The 16,668-nt window shown below is 70.6% G+C and carries 14 protein-coding genes; 5 read left to right on the top strand and 9 right to left on the bottom strand.

Features of this window, described 5'->3' with window-relative positions:
• Positions 1 to 17 precede the first annotated feature (17 nt).
• Entirely contained in the window at positions 18 to 419 is a 402-nt protein-coding gene (locus LXT23_RS16675) for a GFA family protein (RefSeq protein WP_253981145.1), read from the top strand.
• Between the two features lie 126 nt (positions 420 to 545).
• A complete protein-coding gene (locus LXT23_RS16670; protein ID WP_253981144.1) occupies positions 546 to 1,817 on the top strand; it encodes a vWA domain-containing protein in 1,272 nt (423 codons plus the stop codon).
• Positions 1,818 to 1,878: 61 nt separating this feature from the next.
• Here the strand turns inward: LXT23_RS16670 and LXT23_RS16665 are convergent, their stop codons facing one another.
• The 5 genes from LXT23_RS16665 to LXT23_RS16645 form a co-directional block, all read right to left on the bottom strand.
• A complete protein-coding gene (locus tag LXT23_RS16665; protein ID WP_253981143.1) occupies positions 1,879 to 3,534 on the bottom strand; it encodes a hypothetical protein in 1,656 nt (551 codons plus the stop codon).
• The gene (locus LXT23_RS16660; protein ID WP_253981142.1) at positions 3,531 to 4,352 is read right to left on the bottom strand and encodes an ABC transporter ATP-binding protein; all 822 of its coding nucleotides are present in this window, start codon (positions 4,350 to 4,352) and stop codon (positions 3,531 to 3,533) included. Before LXT23_RS16660 ends, LXT23_RS16665 begins: the two co-directional genes overlap by 4 nt.
• Before the next feature lie 80 nt (positions 4,353 to 4,432).
• Complete coding sequence (locus LXT23_RS16655) at positions 4,433 to 4,810, bottom strand: response regulator (RefSeq protein WP_163996180.1); 378 nt, start codon at positions 4,808 to 4,810, stop codon at positions 4,433 to 4,435.
• Positions 4,811 to 4,963: 153 nt separating this feature from the next.
• Positions 4,964 to 5,908 carry an amidohydrolase family protein gene (locus LXT23_RS16650; RefSeq protein ID WP_253981141.1) on the bottom strand — a complete coding sequence of 315 codons (945 nt, stop codon included), beginning with the start codon at positions 5,906 to 5,908 and terminating at the stop codon, positions 4,964 to 4,966.
• An 11-nt stretch (positions 5,909 to 5,919) separates the two neighbouring features.
• On the bottom strand, positions 5,920 to 6,150 hold the full coding sequence (locus LXT23_RS16645) for a hypothetical protein (RefSeq protein WP_253981140.1): 231 nt from the start codon (positions 6,148 to 6,150) through the stop codon (positions 5,920 to 5,922).
• 300 nt (positions 6,151 to 6,450) lie between these two features.
• Between LXT23_RS16645 and LXT23_RS16640 the strand changes: the two genes are divergently transcribed.
• On the top strand, positions 6,451 to 6,729 hold the full coding sequence (locus LXT23_RS16640) for a hypothetical protein (protein ID WP_253981139.1): 279 nt from the start codon (positions 6,451 to 6,453) through the stop codon (positions 6,727 to 6,729).
• A gap of 110 nt (positions 6,730 to 6,839) precedes the next feature.
• On the opposite strand, the gene LXT23_RS16635 is transcribed toward LXT23_RS16640, so the two are convergent.
• The 3 genes from LXT23_RS16635 to ggt form a co-directional block, all read right to left on the bottom strand.
• Positions 6,840 to 8,876, bottom strand: a complete 2,037-nt coding sequence (locus LXT23_RS16635; protein WP_253981398.1) for a M3 family metallopeptidase — start codon at positions 8,874 to 8,876, stop codon at positions 6,840 to 6,842.
• 196 nt (positions 8,877 to 9,072) lie between these two features.
• Positions 9,073 to 9,855, bottom strand: coding sequence for a TatD family hydrolase (locus LXT23_RS16630; RefSeq protein WP_253981138.1), 783 nt, complete (start codon positions 9,853 to 9,855; stop codon positions 9,073 to 9,075).
• A 3-nt stretch (positions 9,856 to 9,858) separates the two neighbouring features.
• Positions 9,859 to 11,643, bottom strand: coding sequence for a gamma-glutamyltransferase (gene ggt, locus LXT23_RS16625; protein WP_253981137.1), 1,785 nt, complete (start codon positions 11,641 to 11,643; stop codon positions 9,859 to 9,861).
• Positions 11,644 to 12,110: 467 nt separating this feature from the next.
• Here ggt and glmU point away from each other — a divergent pair, with 467 nt between their 5' ends.
• Positions 12,111 to 13,505 carry a bifunctional UDP-N-acetylglucosamine diphosphorylase/glucosamine-1-phosphate N-acetyltransferase GlmU gene (gene glmU / locus LXT23_RS16620; RefSeq protein ID WP_253981136.1) on the top strand — a complete coding sequence of 465 codons (1,395 nt, stop codon included), beginning with the start codon at positions 12,111 to 12,113 and terminating at the stop codon, positions 13,503 to 13,505.
• A gap of 113 nt (positions 13,506 to 13,618) precedes the next feature.
• A complete protein-coding gene (gene glmS / locus LXT23_RS16615) occupies positions 13,619 to 15,454 on the top strand; it encodes a glutamine--fructose-6-phosphate transaminase (isomerizing) (protein WP_253981135.1) in 1,836 nt (611 codons plus the stop codon).
• Positions 15,455 to 15,531: 77 nt separating this feature from the next.
• On the opposite strand, the gene LXT23_RS16610 is transcribed toward glmS, so the two are convergent.
• Positions 15,532 to 16,467, bottom strand: coding sequence for a serine/threonine-protein kinase (locus tag LXT23_RS16610; protein WP_253981134.1), 936 nt, complete (start codon positions 16,465 to 16,467; stop codon positions 15,532 to 15,534).
• Positions 16,468 to 16,668: the final 201 nt, after the last annotated feature.

The raw sequence follows: 16,668 nt of genomic DNA, 5'->3' as shown, positions 1-16,668 counted from the left end.
TCCTTTCGGAGCAACCCATGTCCGTACGTCGCGCCTCATGCAGTTGCGGTCAGCTTCAACTGGCGTGTGAAGGCGAGCCCGTTCGGATTTCCATGTGCCACTGCCTCGCCTGCCAGCAGCGGACGGGCAGTGTCTTCGGCGTGCAGGCCCGGTTCCCACGAGAGGCAGTCACCGCCATCACGGGACGCTCCACGTCCTATGTCCGTGTCGAAGACAGTGGAAACTCCAGCACTTTCCATTTCTGCCCGGAGTGCGGAACGACCGTCTACTGGGAGTTCGGCACCCTGCCAGAGATGCTCGCGGTCGCCGTCGGCGCCTTCGCCGATCCCAGCTTCCCGGCGCCAAGGGTCTCCGTCTACGAGGAACGGCGCCATGCCTGGGCCCTTCCAACGGCCATAGAGCTCGAACACATGGATTGAGGTCCGGGGCCCGCGTTTCACATGAACCCGGGGCGTAGACCTTTCGTCGGACCCGTCCGTTAACGACTCGAACGCGCGCGCAGCCCCAACCGAAACCGCAGTTGTTCGACTCCCCTGGAGAACGCCATGGACCTCAAGTCCCTGTCGCGGGCCGCCCTGTCGGCCGCGCTCGCTACCACCCTGCTCGCCGCCCCCGCCCTGGCCGAGAGCCCCGTCACCTCGCCCCCCACGAAGGACCTGAAGAAGCCCATCGTGCCGAAGTCCACCGACGACGCCGCGAAGCCCGCGCCGCCGGCGCAGCAGCAGGACAAGGTCGCGCCGGAGCAGGCCCAGGGCCAGCGGCCGCGAATCGAGGTCGTCTTCGTGCTCGACACCACCGGGTCCATGGGCGGACTGCTCGAGGGCGCGAAGCGGAAGATCTACTCCATCGCCTCCCGCATCGCCCAGGGCCGGCCGACGCCGCACCTCAAGGTCGGCCTGGTGGCCTACCGCGACGTGGGCGACGCGTACGTGACGAAGCGCTACGAGCTCAGCGACGACCTGGACACCGTCTTCTCCAACCTGCGCAAGTTCCAGGCGGATGGCGGCGGTGACACCCCGGAGCACGTCGGCCGCGGGCTGGGCGAGGCCGTGTCGAAGCTGTCCTGGAGCCAGAACCGCGAGGTGATGAAGGTCATCTTCCTCGTGGGCGACGCGCCTCCGGCCGAGCGCAACGACGACTGGAACTTCAAGCACTGGGCGAAGCGGGCCCGCGACAAGCACATCGTCGTGAACACGGTGCGCTGCGGCTCGGACGCGGAGACGGAGACGGCCTGGCGCCACGTGGCGAAGCTGACCGACGGCACGTTCGACTCGATTGACCAGGCCGGTGGCATGGTGGCCGTAGCGACGCCGTACGACGCGGAGCTGGCGAAGGTGAACTCGGAGCTGGCGTCGAAGACGCTCTACACGGGCAAGGCCGAGGTGCAGGCCGAGAACCGGGCGCGGGCCGACGCGATGGCGAGCCTGGGCGCCGAGGCCGCCGCGGAGCGCATCAGCTACATGAAGAAGACCCGCGCGGCGGCGAAGCCCGCCGGAGCGGCGGCGCCCGCCATGGAGAGCAGCGCCCCGGCGGCGGTGGGCGGCGCGGTGGACCTCGTGGCGGCCCCCACGGCGCTGGCGACGGTGAAGGACGACGAGCTGCCCTCGGAGCTGAAGGGCCTCAGCAAGGAGGACCGGTCCGCGAAGGTGAAGCAGCTCGCCGAGGACAAGAAGGTGCTGGAGGCGAAGGCCTCGAAGCTGGCGGCGGACCGCGACGTGTGGCTCTCGAAGAACGTCGAGGAGAAGGAGGACGCCTTCGACGCCAACGTGATGAAGGGCGTGAAGGCCCAGGCCGCGAAGCACGGCCTCGCCTACTGAGCCCCACGGACACGCCAGCCTGGAAGCCGCGGTCCCCCGAGCACGGGGCCGCGGCTTCGTCCTATTCGCGAGTCACCGCGTGCAGCACCACTTCCCGCCGCTGCTCCAGCACCCGCAGGGCCAGGGGCAGCACGCCCCGGTACAGCGCGACATTCAGCCCGGCGCACAGGGCCACCATCGCCGCCGTCTGCCACGTGGGCCCGCCCTTGCCCGCCAGCTTCAGCGCCCAGCCGAAGGGCGCGCACCCGGCGCTGGCCGCGAGGATGCCGAGCATCGACGCCGTCAGCGGCACCTTGTCCCGCCGCTTCAGGCTCGCGTGGAACTTCACCGGGAAGTACAGCGACAGGAAGTTGCCCGCCGCCAGCAGCACTGGCAGCACCGCCGCCACCGCCGCCAGGGCGCAGGCCACGTCCACCGCCGTCCCGAAGCCGAAGTACACCCGGTAGAAGAGCGCCACCAGCACCGCCATCAGCACCGCCGCCGCCCCCTGCACCCGGTTCTTCGCCCGCAGCACGTCCGCCAGGTCCAGCGGCGCCGCCAGGAACACCGCGAAGCCCTGCCCGTCATAGGCGAAGGTGTTCTGCGAGAAGGTCGACGCAATCACCACCGCGCCGTAGATGCACAGGCCTCCCATCAGCCACGCATCCGCGGAAGCCCCCAGCAGGTAGACGAACAAGTCCCGCCCGGACAGCAGCTTCAGCAGGATTGCCAGGATGAACGGCACCGACGCCAGCAGCCGCGCGCGCGGGTTGCGCCACAGGTCGAGCGCCTCGCGCGTCACCAGCGTGGAGTAGCGCGTCTTTGTCCGGGCGAACGGATTGCTGTCCCCGGAGTCCCGGCCGGACGGGCCCGCGCGCCCCGACTGCCGGTGGAAGCGCATCAGCAGCGCGTACGCCACCGCCATGCCCACCGCGGCGAAGAAGAAGAGCCCCGTCGCCTCCAGCAGCGCCACCTTCGGGCGCCCCCAGGCGAGCTGCCCCAGCCCGTCGCCGAAGAAGCCCGGCGGCACCCGGCCCAGCGCCACCGCCGCGTTGATGATGAGCGACATGTCCAGCGCGCCCACCCCCGCCTCGCCCACCGCCGTCAGCCACGAGGTGTCGATGGGCGGGATGAACGACGCCGCCACCAGGAATGCCAGCAGCCCGCCGCCCATGATTTCCGCGCTGCGCTTCTCCCGCAGCACGTTGATGACCGCGTACAGCGCCACCCGGCTCCACGCCGCGCACAGCAGCGCGAACAGCCCGTACATGATGACGGCCAGCCACGGCGCCGCCAGCCAGTTCACCGACGCGTACCCCAGCGCCGCCCCCGTGAGCGGCGCGTAGAACACCAGCGCGCGCGGCTCGAAGAGACTCGCCACCGTGGAGGCGATGAGCAGCCGGAAGGGCGAAATCGGGAACGCCGCGTACCGGCTCAGCTCCGAGTGGTCATCCACGCCGGCTGACAACAGCGGCCACGTCACCCACACGGAGAACGTCACGAAGCACAGCAGATTCAGGATGAAGTACGGCCACACGTCGCTCTGCGCGACGGGGGCCAGCCGCATCAGCGTGAAGAAGAACAGGCCCAGGAAGAAGCCGGGCGCGCTCGACGCCAGGAACACGCCCACCGCCAGGAGCCGGCTCTTGCCCGGTCCCTGGTTGAGCCCGATGTTGAAGCGCAGCCCCCACAGCAGCACCAGGTGCCGCAGGAAGCCGGGCACGGCGGGGCGGCTCATGCGGACTCCCGGCGCAGCGGCACCGGCGCCGGCGCCACGTCCCCGTAGAAGGACAGGCGCGCGTTGCGCGAGGCCGGCACGGCGATGAGCTTCTCGAACACCGCCTCCAGCGAGGGGCAGTCGTACCGCTCCAGCAGCGAGCCCACCGGCCCCTGGTCCAGCATCTTCCCGCCGCGGATGATGCCCGCGTGCGTCGCCAGCCGCTCCGCGATTTCCAGCACGTGCGTGGTGAGCAGCAGCGTCACCCCGCGCCGGCTCAGCTCGCGCAAGAGCTCGCGGATGACGCCCGCCGCCAGCACGTCGATGCCCTCGAAGGGCTCGTCCAGCAGCACCAGCTCCGGCGCGTGGATCAGCGCCGCGGCGATGGCCAGCCTCCGCCGCATGCCCTTGGAGTACTCCGCCACCAGCGAGCCCGCCTTGTACGTGAGCTCCGTCAGCTCCAGCAGCTCCGTGGCGCGCGCGGCGGCCTCGTCCCCGTCCAGCCCGTACATGCGCGCGCAGAAGGTGAGGTACTGCCGGCCGGTGAGGCGCTCGAAGAGGCTCAGCTCCTCGGGCACCACGCCCACGCGCCGCTTCACCTCCATGGGCTGCGCCACCGCGTCCATGCCCAGCATGCGGATGGTGCCCGCGTCCGGGCCGTACACCCCCGTCAGCAGGGCGATGCTGGTGGACTTCCCGGCGCCGTTGGGGCCCAGGAAGGCATAGAAGGCGCCGCGGGGAATCTGCAGGTCCAGGCCATTGAGCGCGGTGAAGCCGCCAAAGCGCTTCAGCAGCCCACGAGCGTCGACGGCGAGGTCATCGGTGGAGGAGGGCATCATCGGAGTGCCCACCATCACACCCGAGCCTCGCCCCCGGGTACAGCCCCCCTCTGAAGACCGGCGGCTGCCCGCCGGGCCCGTCAGTGGACGAAGGCCATCTCCGGCGGGCCGGCGATCTGCTGCACCGTCATGCGGACCTTGTCCAGGTCCACCGGCTTGGAGATGTAGCCGGCGGCGCCCACCAGCTCGGCCTCCCACTCGAAGCCGTAGCCGGAGATGATGATGATGGGCAGCCCGCGCGCACGCGGCATCTTCTTCAGCGCATCGAGCAGCCCCCAGCCGCTCATGACGGGCATCCGCAGGTCGAGCAGGACGGCCGAGGGCATGTCACCCTCGAGCAGGTCCAGCGCTTCGCGGCCGTTGGCCGCCTGCACCGTGCGGTAGCCCATCTCCTCGAGGGCATCGCAGATGAGCGTGCGGTGACTCGCGTCGTCATCGACGACCAGGATGTGGGACATGGCGGGCCTCAGGGAGTGCGGCGGCTTCTTCGTCCGCGAAATTCTATGGTCGGCAAGATGGGAACTCCTCTTCCATTCCGGAAGGGGCTCCGCCACTTTTCAACAGCCAACGACACGCGTACACGAGGCTTGCTCCGCCCCCCATCTGGCGCCTCAGGCCCCGAACAGGCGGAGTGCATTCTGACCCAGGACTCCCGCCAGGGCCTCGTCATCCAGCTTCAGGCCGAGCAGCGCCTTGAGCTCGCGGTCCCAGGCGTAGGGGAGGTTGGGAAAGTCCGTGCCGTAGAGGATGTGCTCGGGCCGCACCTCCAGCGCCCTGCGGGGCAGGGGCACGGGGAAGTAGCCGGACACCGTCATGGTGGTGTCCAGCCAGAGGTTGTCGTGACGCTCCAGCAGGCGTGAGTACGCGTCGAACTCGTCCGCCCCCAGGTGGGGCACGCACAGCTTCAGCGTCGGGTAGTCCTCGAGGACGCGCTCCACCCGCTCGGCGGCGCAGAGGGCGTACGTGTCACAGGCATAGTGTGGGCTCGACGGCTCCCGGCCCGCGTGCATGACGAGCGGCCGGCCCGCCCGCGCGCAGGCGGCATACACCTCGTGGAGCTGCGGCGCGTCCGGTGAGAAGCACTGTACGTGGCAGTGCAGCTTCACGCCCTGGAGTCCGGCGGCGAAGGCCTCGGCGAGGATGTCCGCGGCGCCCTCCTCGCCCGGCAGCACGGTGGCGAGCCCCAGCACCCGCGGCTCCGCGCGGGCCACCTCGGCCACATAGGCATTGAGCGCGCGCGCCATGCCCGGCCGGTGGGCGTAGTGGAGCGCCACCACCCGGCTCACCCCTCGCGAGAAGAGGAAGGACAGCACCTGCGCGGTGTGCAGCTTGTAGCGGATGGGCCAGCCGTACTGCTCGAACCAGCGCCACACCGCCTCGAAGACGCGGTCCGGGAACAGGTGCACGTGCGCGTCCACCACGGGCGGCAGTCCCTCGGGCAGGCGCGGGCCCTCCTCGTCCTGGAGCGCGGGGAGGGGAAGCGAGATTCCGGAGTCACGCCACGCGGGCGCGGAGGCCAGGCAGGGCTCGGGGGCGTCTGACGGGGGCGGAGTCACGGACAGGAGGCCTACTCCTTCTTCGCGTCGCCGTCCTCGCCCTCACCGTCCGTCCGCCGCAGGTACGTGTTGTGCGAATACCCCTGCCGCGCCAGCCGCTGCGACTCGATGGCATCCGCGACCTTGGAGCACACCTGGCCGAGCATGCGCAGGGACTCGGCCAGCAGCCGCTCGGCGTGGTCCTGCGCGTCCGCGGCCTGGATGGTGGTTCGCTCTTTGCGGAACAGCCCGGGCAACTTCATCCCCCGGAATCTAAGGGAGGCGCCGCCCGCGTGCCACCGGCCCGCGAGGCCCCGCCGGACCCGCCACCTCTTCGGCCGGATGATCCACCGGCCCACCCGGAAGGGCCGTTAACCGCATTGACGTGCCGGCAAATTTACATTTTTGAGCACTCGCCCCCCGGCGCCCCCTGCCTGCCCCCCGAACCGTCGTGTAACCGACTGGATTTCAAGGCCATTGACGAATTTTCAAGGAGGGGGATGACAGCGAGTTAATTCATCCCTACATTGGCATCCGTTGGCTTTACGGCAGAGGAGCTGCGCATGGCTTACGACGGCGAGCTGGTGAAGATGGAGAACGGTCGCTGGGCGCGGTTCCAGCGGTGCCAGGTGTACCGCCCGGGCGTGGCGGACGCGGGCGAGACGATGCTGCTCATCGCGGTGGAGCTGGAGGAGCGCTACCAGCAGCTGCTCGACGACGCGGCGGACTCCCTCGCCCAGTACCGGCTCCGGGGCGTGCCCGTGCAGGTCCGGTTGGACCCTGACGCGCAGGCCATCACCCTGCAGCCCGAGCTCTCCGCTCCCGCACTCGCGGTGCACTGAGCCCTGACTCCGCGTCGGCGCCCCGGGCGCCGATTGACGGATTCACAACACTTCGGGCCTCGCGATTCACATCGCGGGGCCCTTTGCTTTTACAGGCCCCTTCACCGGCGTCAGGCGCCCTCCAGCCAGCGGGTGTAGGCACCGAAGTCATGGTCGCGCCCCAGGAAGTCCCTCACCAGGTCGGCTGCGTCCTTGGAACCTCCGGGCCCCAGCACGGTGTCGCGGAAGCGCCGCGCGGTGGCGGGGTCCATCAGGCCGTGCTGCTGGAAGGGCGTCAGCAGGTCCCTCGCGATGACGAGCGACCAGAGGTACGCGTAGTAGGCGGAGGAGTAGTAGCCGTCGAGCTGGGTGAAGGAGAGGTGGACGTAGGTGTCGTCCATGGCGCGGAAGGGCAGGTAGCGCGCCTGGAGGTCCTTCACGCGCGTGGTGGTGTCCAGGCCGGCCGGGTCCCCGGTGTGCAGCTGGAGGCTGACGGCGGCGTAGAAGAGCTGCCGGCGCAGCCACAGCCCCTTGCCGAAGGCGTCCGCGCGCCGCATGCGGGCGATGGTGTCCTCGGACAGGGGCTCGCCGGTGTCCACGTGCCGGGCGAACAGGCGCAGGGACTCGGGGCGCCAGGCCCACTCCTCCAGCACCTGCGCGGGGGCCTCCACGAAGTCGCGCTCGGTGCGCGAGCCGGACAGGGCCGCCCAGCGCGCGCGGCCTCCGAGGATGTGGTGCAGCAGGTGGCCGAACTCGTGGAAGAAGGTGCGCACCTCGGCGTGCTGGAGCAGGGCGGGGTGGATGCCGGGGCGGGGGAAGTTGCACACCAGCACCGCCTCCGGCAGGGACTTCCCGTCGCGGCCGGTGGCCAGGTCCCACTGCGCGGCGTGGGTGAACTTGCCCGGGCGCGGGTGCATGTCCAGGTAGAAGCGCCCCAGGTGCGTGGGGCCCTCGTAGACGTCCCAGGCCTCCACGTCCGGGTGCCACACGCGCGCGTCCGGCACGCGCTGGTAGGTGAGCCCGAACAGGCGCGAGGTGATGTCCAGCAGCCCCTGCTTCACCCGCGTGTACTCGAAGTACGGCCGCAGCTCGCGCGAGTCGAAGCGGTGCTGCTCGGCGCGCACCCGGTCCTCCAGCCACGCCTGCTCCCAGGGCTCCACCTCCGTGGCGTCCGGCACGTCGCGCCGCTTGCGCGCCAGCAGCGCCGCGTAGTCCTCCCGCGCGCGCCCGGCGGCGGCGTCAGAGAGGCGCTCGATGAAGTCCGCGGCCACCTGCTCCCGGCCCACCATCTTGTCCTCGGAGGCATACGCGGCCCAGCTCGGGTAGCCCAGCAGCGTGGCCAGCGCGTGGCGCACCCGGAGCATGCGTGACAGCGTGTCCAGGTTGGCCGGGTGGCCCCGCATCCGGCTGGCGCGCCAGAGCGCCTCGCGGGCCGGGCTGCTGCGCGCGTAGGCCATGAAGGGCAGGTAGTCCGGCGTGTCGGTGGTGATGCGCACCCGGCCGTCCGGCCCCGGCGGGTGGGCGCGCACGTAGTCCTCCGGCAGGCCCTCCAGCGCCTGGGGCAGCAGGTCCACGTGCCGCACGTCCTCGTGGATGTGGCGGCTGAACACCTGGCCCAGCGCGGTGAGCTCCTCGTGCAGCTGCCGCAGCCGCTCGCGCGTGGCCGCGTCCCGGTCCACGCCCGCGCGCCGGAAGCCGCGCAGCACCCGCGTGACCCAGCGCCGCGTGGCCACGTCCTGTCCTCCCAAATCCAGGGACGCCAGCGCCTCGTAGACGCGCCCGTCCAGCGACAGCGCCGTGCGCACCGCCTCCACCTCGCGCTCGCACCGCTCGCCCGCCGCGCGGTAGCCCGCGTCCGGGTGCGCCACGGCGGCCACGCCCGCGCGCGCGAGCGCGTCCTCCAGCAGCGCCACGGCGTCGTCATACGCGGCGAGGGCCGCCTCCGTGTCTCGCGGCGCGGGCAGCGCCACCAGCCGCTCCACCGCCTCGCGCGCCCGCGCGACGTCCCGCGCACAGGCGGCGAGGAAGCGCTCGGGGGTGGCGACCAGGTGGTGCGCCGCGTCAGGCTCGCCCGGCGTGGCGGCCGGGGGGCTCCGGGCGGGAGGGGCCTGACGGTTCGAGGTCGCGGCGCACCCCGACAGTGTGAGGGTGGCGAGGATGGCGAGCATGGGGCGCAAGTGCCCTCCCGGAGGGGGTAAGGGGCAACGGGCGGCGGTCCGGCCTATTTCCTTCCGCGGCATGCCCCATCGGAGATGACGGACGAAGACCCCGCTCCGTCGCAAGAATGCACACCGGGAGCGCGGGTTTCCGGGGCGACTCTTCGACTGTGAGAAGTTGGAGGGGCGCGCTGCGGGAGCGTGGGCTTCAGCCGGTTATCTGGAAGAAGCGGCCGGCGTTCTCGTGGGCGATGCGGCGGACGATGCGCTCGGAGAGGTTGGCCTTGGCCAGGAGGTTGGCGGTGCGCGCCAGGCCGAGGATGTCTCCGGCGCCGTCGCCCGCGTCCGAGTTGAGCATCAGCCGCTCGCTGCCCAGCCGCCGCACCACGGCCACCGCGCGCTCGGCCTTGAGGGCCTCCGGGTGCAGCGTCAGCCCGGCCCAGTGGCCCACCTCGAGGATGGTGCGCACCGTGCGCGCGTTGGCGTGGTCCACCAGCACGCGCGAGGGCAGCACGCCGGACTGGCGCAGCAGCGTGAGGATGCGCCGGGTGTGGCGCTCCTTGTCGACGGTGGGCGTGTGCACCACCACGCGCAGCTTGAGGCTGCGCGCCAGCGCGAGCTGCTCCAGGAAGGCCTCCTCCTCCTCTTCGCCGCCCGCGTGCAGCCCCGTCTCGCCCAGCGCCACCACGCGGCCACCCTGGAAGTAGTCCGGCAGCGCGGAGAGGACCTCGGACAGTCCGCGCCGGGGGATGCAGCGCGGGTGCACGCCCAGCGCGGCCCAGGCGCGGATGCCGGCCCGCTCCAGCCGGGGGAGCTGGCGCTCCACCAGGTCATCGAAGTGGCGCAGCAGCGCCTTGGACGTGGGCTCCGGGAAGTGGTGCGCCACGACGAGGGCCCGCTCCACCCCGAAGAAGCGCATGGACTCCAGGTCCTGGTCGCTCAGGCCCTCGGGGTGCAGGTGCGCGTCGAAGATGGAGAGGGGCGCCGGCACCGCTCAGTCCTGCCCCAGGGCCACGCCCTCGTTGCGCGGGTCGCTCGCGGAGTAGCGCAGGTTCGTCTTCGGGTCGCTGAACACCGCCTCCGCGTCTCCCCACTGCTCCACCCGGCGAAGCTTGTGGCCCTTCGCCTCCAGCGTGGACAGCGTGGCCGGCTCCAGGCCCCACCGGTCCACCCACAGCTCGTCCGGCAGGTACTGGTGGTGCACGCGCCCCTCGCCCACCGCGCGCGTCAGGTCCATGCCGCTGTCCACCACGTGGCTGATGACCTGGATGACGGTGGTCGGAATCGTCGAGCCGCCCGGGCTGCCCACCGCCAGCATCACCCGCCTGGGGTCCTCCTTGGAGAACACCAGCGTGGGCGACATGGAGGACTGCGGCACCTTGCCGGGCTGAATCGAGTTGGGCTCGCCCGTCACCAGGCCGTACGCGTTGGGCACGCCGGGCTGCGCCGAGAAGTCGTCCATCTCGTCGTTGAGCAGCACGCCCGTGCCCTTGGCCACCACGCACGAGCCGAAGCCGTAGTTCACCGTGGTCGTCATCGCCACCGCGTTGCCGTCCTTGTCGATGACCGAGACGTGCGTGGTGTTCTTCTTCTCCGGCGCGGGGACGGGCGGCGGCGCCGGCTGCTGCGGCAGCGTGGAGCCCTTCGCGCCGGCCACGGGCGCCAGCAGCGACGCGCTGGGCGTGGCCTTCTTCGGGTCGATGGAGCCCGCCAGGTCCGCGATGTGGCCGGGGGACACCAGCCGCGCGGTGGGCACGTCCGAGAAGTCCGGGTCGCCCAGGAACTTCGTCCGGTCCACGTACGCCCGTCGCACCGCCTCCACGTAGAGGTGCAGCGCGTCCGGGTCCCTGAACGCCAGGCCCTGCGGGCGCAGCTTCTCCAGGGCGCCCAGGACCTGGAGCACGGCCACGCCGCCCGCGCTGGGCGGGGGCATGGTGAGGATGCGGTGGCCGCGGTAGCTGCCCTCCAGCGCGGGCCGGGGGCGCGTCTTGTAGGTGGCCAGGTCCTCCAGCGTGAGGATGCCGCCGCCCGCCTGCACCGTGTCCACCATGGCCTTGGCCACCGGGCCCGCATAGAAGGCGCGGGGGCCGCTCTTCGCCATCGCGCTCAGCGTGCGCGCCAGGTCCGGCTGCTTCAGGAGGTAGCCCAGCGGCGGCACGTCCGGCACGCCCTGCTCGTTCTTCACCAGGAACACGCGCGAGGCTTCCGCGTCCTTGCGCAGGCACTCCAGCCGGCCCTTCACCGCCGTCTGGTAGCGCGGCGTCACCCAGAAGCCCTTGCGGGCCAGGTTGATGGCCGGCGCCAGCACCACGGCCGGGGGCAGCTTCCCGTGCTCCTTGAGCAGCTGGAGGTAGCCGGCCACCGCGCCCGGCACCGCCACGCTCAGCACGCCGTCCGTGGACAGGCCCGGCACCACCTGGCCGTCCTTGACGTACATGTCGCGCGTGGCCGCCTTGGGCGCCACCTCGCGGAAGTCGAGCACCTTCGTCTCGCCCGTCTTCCCGTCGTGCACCAGCGCGAAGCCGCCCCCGCCGATGCCCGAGTTGTACATGCCCACCACCGAGCCGACGAAGGCCGCCGCCACCGCCGCGTCCACGGAGTTGCCGCCCTTGTCCAGCATCTCCAGCGCCGCCGCGCTCGCCTGCGGGTACGCCGTGGCCACCGCGCCGCCCCGGTAGGGGCGCGCCGCCTGTGCCACACACGCCGCCAGCAGCACCGCGACTCCCACGGCCCTCGCACCCAGGCGCGAGGCTTCACTCCTGAAGCTCGTGTCCTTCACCGGTCCACCCCTCCTGGCGCCCGTGAATGTCCCTGCCCTCGCCTTCGTCCTGGGTGGTGTGTTACCCAGGAGACAGAAACCCACCCTGCGGGGTCGGGACTCGGGAGCGCCTGTCGGACTACAGGACTCCCGGTATGCACGAACGCGCCTCCCAGAACCAGGATTTCAACTCAGCAGCATTTTTCCTCTTGGATTGTTATCCCGGAGCGTGCATCCTTCAGTCATCATGAGCCGTATTCGGGGGAGCGTATGAGCACGCCTGCCACGCCCGAGCGAAAGACACCACCCGGGTCCGTCCCACCCTCGGGTCAGGTGACAGTCTTCCGGAGACCCTGTTTTGGCATCACCGTCCAGAGCAACGTGCTGGGGGTGGCCGTCAGTGCGGGAACCCAGCCCGTTGAAAACCCGGAGTCTTCGACGCCGGGTGCGGTTGACGAGTCGATTCCCTGTCCCTAATTCTCCGCCGCATGACAGCTCTGGCGGCGGTGGTGTTGTGCGCGGGCAAGGGCACGCGGATGAAGTCGGAGAAGGCGAAGGTCCTTCACCCCATCCTCGGGCGGCCCATCTGCGCCTATCCCCTCAAGCGGGCCCTCGAACTGGGTGCCTCGCACGTGGTGCCGGTGGTGGGACACCAGGCGGAGGCGGTGGAGAAGACGGTTCGCGCCCTCTTCCCGGACGCCCCGCTGCGCTTCGCCCTGCAGCGTGAGCAGCGCGGCACCGCGGACGCGGTGCGCTCCGCCGAGGAGGCCCTGAAGGGGTACTCGGGCCGCGTCCTCATCCTCTATGGCGACGTGCCGCTCTTGCGCCGCGAGACGCTGGAGGCGCTGCTGGCCGCGCACGACAGGACGGGCGGCCCCCTGGCGATGGTGTCCACCACACTCGAGGACCCCACCGGCTACGGCCGCGTCATCCGCGAGGGGGGCAAGGTGGCCCGCATCGTGGAGCACAAGGACTGCACCCCGGAGCAACTCAAGGTTCGCGAGTGCAACGCGGGCATCTACTCGGTGGACGCGGCCTTCCTCTGGAAGGCGCTGGCTCAAATCAAGCCGCAGAACGCGCAGGGCGAGTACTACCTCACGGACCTGGTGGAGATGGCCGCGAAGGTGGGCCCGGTGGGCTCGGTGGACGCGGACGCCACGGAGACCGCGGGCGTGAATGACCGCGTGGAGCTGGCCGCGCGCGCTCGCGTCCTCCAGCAGCGCATCAACGAGGCGCACATGCGCGCGGGGGTGTCCATCCAGGACCCGGCCACCACCTACATCGAAGAGGGCGTCGTGGTGGGCCCGGACACCGAGGTGGCCCCCATGGTGACGCTGGCCGCGGGCACCGTGGTGGGCCGGGGTGTCACCATCGGCCAGGGCAGCGTGCTGACGGCCTCCACCGTGGCGGACGGCACCATCATCAAGCCCTACTCCGTGCTGGAGGAGGCGAAGGTGGGCGAGCGGAACGTCATTGGCCCGTTCTCCCGCCTGCGGCCCGGCACGGAGCTGGCCGAAGATGTGCATCTGGGCAACTTCGTGGAAACGAAGAAGGCCAAGATCGGCAAGGGCTCCAAGGCCAACCACCTGACTTACCTGGGCGACGCGAGCATCGGCGCCGGTTGCAACGTCGGGGCGGGCACCATCACCTGTAACTATGACGGGGTGAACAAGCACGTCACGGAGCTGGGTGACGGGGTGTTCATCGGCTCGGACACGCAGCTCGTCGCCCCGGTGAAGGTGGGAGACGGCGCGTATGTCGGTGCGGGCACCACGGTGACGAAAAATGTGCCTCCTGGGAGCCTCGCCGTGTCACGGGCGCCGCAGGTCACCAAGGAGGGCTGGGTGGCCGCGAAGAAGGCTCGCAGGGCGCAGAAGGCCTAGCCGCGAGTAGGCGCGGCTCTTGCTTGGTGGGCAGGCAGAGAACTGCCCGGATGGTGTGTAGGGGAATGCCCCGGATTGCTCCGGTGGGCGCGGGCGTGAGAGAGAGGTCGGATATGTGCGGAATCGTTGGCTATGTCGGTGACAAGGAGTCGGCTCCCATCCTGGTGTCCGGGCTGAAGAAGCTCGAGTACCGGGGATATGACTCCGCGGGTGTCGCGGTGGTGAGCCGCAATCAGCTCAACGTGGTGCGTGCCACGGGCAAGCTGCGCAACCTGGAGAACCGGGTGGTGGCGGACCAGCCGCAGGGCACCATCGGCATCGGCCACACGCGGTGGGCCACGCATGGGCGGCCCTCGGACGAGAATGCCCACCCGCACACGTACAAGAACGTGGCGGTGGTCCACAACGGCATCATCGAGAACCACCTGGCGCTCAAGGAGCAGCTGCGCGCGCGCGGGCATGTCTTCTCCTCGGAGACGGACACGGAGGTCTTCGCCCACCTCATCTCGGAGGAGCTGGAGCGCGGCCTGGAGCTGCCGGACGCGGTGCGCGCGGCCATCGAGCACGTGAAGGGCACGTACGCGCTGGCGGTGGTGACGGGCAGCGACCCCAACCGCATCGTCTGCACCAAGAATGCGTCTCCCATGGTGCTGGGGCTCGGCCAGGGACAGAACTTCATCGCCAGCGACGTGCCGGCGGTGCTCGAGCACACGCGCGACATCGTCTACATGGAGGAGGGTGACCTGGCCATCGTCACCGCCGCCAAGGTGGACATCTACAACCGCCAGGGGCAGATGGTGAACCGCCCCACGCGCCGCATCGACTGGACGCCGATGATGGCGGAGAAGGGCGGCCACAAGCACTTCATGCACAAGGAGATCTGGGAGCAGCCTCGCGCGGTCGGCGACACGCTGCGCGGCCGGATGCTCCTGTCCGAGGGCGACGTCCACTTCGAGGGCTGGAACCTGTCCCCGGAGAAGGTCCGCTCGCTCACGAAGATTACCATCCTGGCCTGCGGCACCTCGTGGCACTCGGGTGTGGCCGGCAAGCACATGATCGAGTCGCTGGCGCGCATGCCCGTCGAGGTGGAGCTGGCGAGCGAGTTCCGCTACCGCGACCCCATCGTCGACAGCACGCACCTGGCCATCGCCATCAGCCAGTCCGGTGAGACGGCGGACACGCTGGCGGCCTTCAAGGAGGCCAAGGCGCGCGGGGCCACGGCCATGGCCATCTGCAACGTCATCGGCAGCGCGATGACGCGTGAGGCGGAGTTCTCCGTGCTCACCAACGCGGGCCCGGAGATTGGCGTCGCGTCCACCAAGGCCTTCACCACCCAGCTGGTCGCCCTGTACCTGCTGGCGGTGAAGCTGGGCCGGATGCGCGGCACCCTCACGGTGCAGGCGGCGCAGGAGCACCTGACGCACCTGACCGAGATTCCGAAGATGATCGAGGAAGTGCTCAAGTGCGAGCCGCAGGTGAAGCGCGTCGCGCGTGAGTTCATGAACGCGCAGGACTTCCTGTTCCTCGGCCGCGGCCCCATGCACCCGGTGGCGCTGGAGGGCGCGCTCAAGCTGAAGGAAATCTCGTACATCCACGCGGAGGGCTACGCCGGCGGTGAGATGAAGCACGGCCCCATCGCCCTCATCGACGAGAAGATGCCGGTGGTGGTGATTGCGCCGAAGCTGCCGCACGTCGCCTACGAGAAGATCATCGGCAACATCGAGGAGGTCCGCGCGCGCGGCGGCAAGGTCATTGCCGTCATCGACGAGGACGACAACCACGTCACCAGCCTGGCCGACCACGTCATCCGGATTCCCGCGGCCTGCGCGCTGCTGGCGCCGGTGGTGGCCACCATTCCGCTGCAGCTCCTCGCGTACCACGTGGCGGAGATGCGCGGGAATGACGTGGACCAGCCGCGCAACCTCGCCAAGAGCGTGACGGTGGAGTAGCCACCGGCTGATTGCGTGAAGTGACACAGAGCCCGGGTTCCCCAAGTGTGGGGGCCCGGGCTTCGTCATTTCTCCCGCTAGCCGATGAGGCCCAGCGACTCGGCGAGCCAGTGCCGCAGGTCCGCGCGCGTGGGGGACTCGCCGGTGTCCAGGGACCAGGTGAGGAGCGCGCCGGCCAGCTCGCCCGCGGTGCGGTAGCGGGTGGCCACGTCCGGCGCCAGCGCCTTGCGGAGGATGGCGGCCAGCGTCCGGTCCATCGTGAAGGGCAGGTGGAGGCGCGCCGCGCGGATGGCCGCCATCACGATGTCCGGGTCCGTCTGCTCTCGCTGGAAGGGGTGTGCGCCCACCAGCAGCTCGTGCAGGACGATGCCCACCGCGAAGACGTCGGAGGCGGGCGTGAGCGGCTCTCCGCGGGTCTGCTCGGGGGAGAGGTAGTGCAGCTTGCCCGCGGCCACGCCGTCCTCGGGGCCGATGTTCGCTCCCTGCGCCTTGGCCACGCCGAAGTCGCCGAGCTTCACGTCTCCGTCACCGGAGAAGAAGACGTTGGCGGGGTTGACGTCGCCGTGCACCAGCCCCAGCGGCCGGCCGCTGCGCGTACGCGCCTGGTGGAAGTAGGCCAGCCCGCGCAGCAGCTCCAGGCACACGTGCACGGCCATGCCTTGAGGGAAGGGCTGGCGCTGCTGCTTCAGCGTGCGCATCAGCCCGCCCAGGTCGCCGCCCACCAGCAGCTCCATGGCTATGAAGGGCCGGCCGAAGGCCTCACCGACCTCCAGGCGCTGCACGAGGTTGGGGTGCTCCAGCAGGCCCATCAGGTCCGCCTCGTCGGCGAACGCTTCCGCGGGCACGTCCCGGCGCATCAGCTTGAGGGCCACGCTGAAGGGCTGGCCGCGGTGATCCACCGCGTCCGCGAGGAACACCTCTGCCATGCCTCCCGAGCCGAGGCGCGTGCGCAGCAGGTACTGGCCGAAACGGCGAGAGGGCACCTCGACGGGGCGGGGGACCGCGACGAGCATGCCCGCAGTGTACCGCGCGGCCCGCTCCCGTCACCCCGCACACCCCGTGTTTTCACCCCGGCGGCCCCTGGCGCGCAGGCGGGACGCAGGATTCCACCTGACGTGGAAGGAGGCGGACCGAGCCTGCGGTTTGGAGTCCGGTTGCGACTCTGATGCCGGCTGACTCATGACGCGGATGAGGCCTTCAGGGCGTCGAGCCTC

The sequence above is a fragment of the Pyxidicoccus xibeiensis genome (assembly GCF_024198175.1).
Taxonomy (GTDB): domain Bacteria; phylum Myxococcota; class Myxococcia; order Myxococcales; family Myxococcaceae; genus Myxococcus; species Myxococcus xibeiensis.
This window is presented reverse-complemented; position numbering and strand designations above follow the sequence as displayed.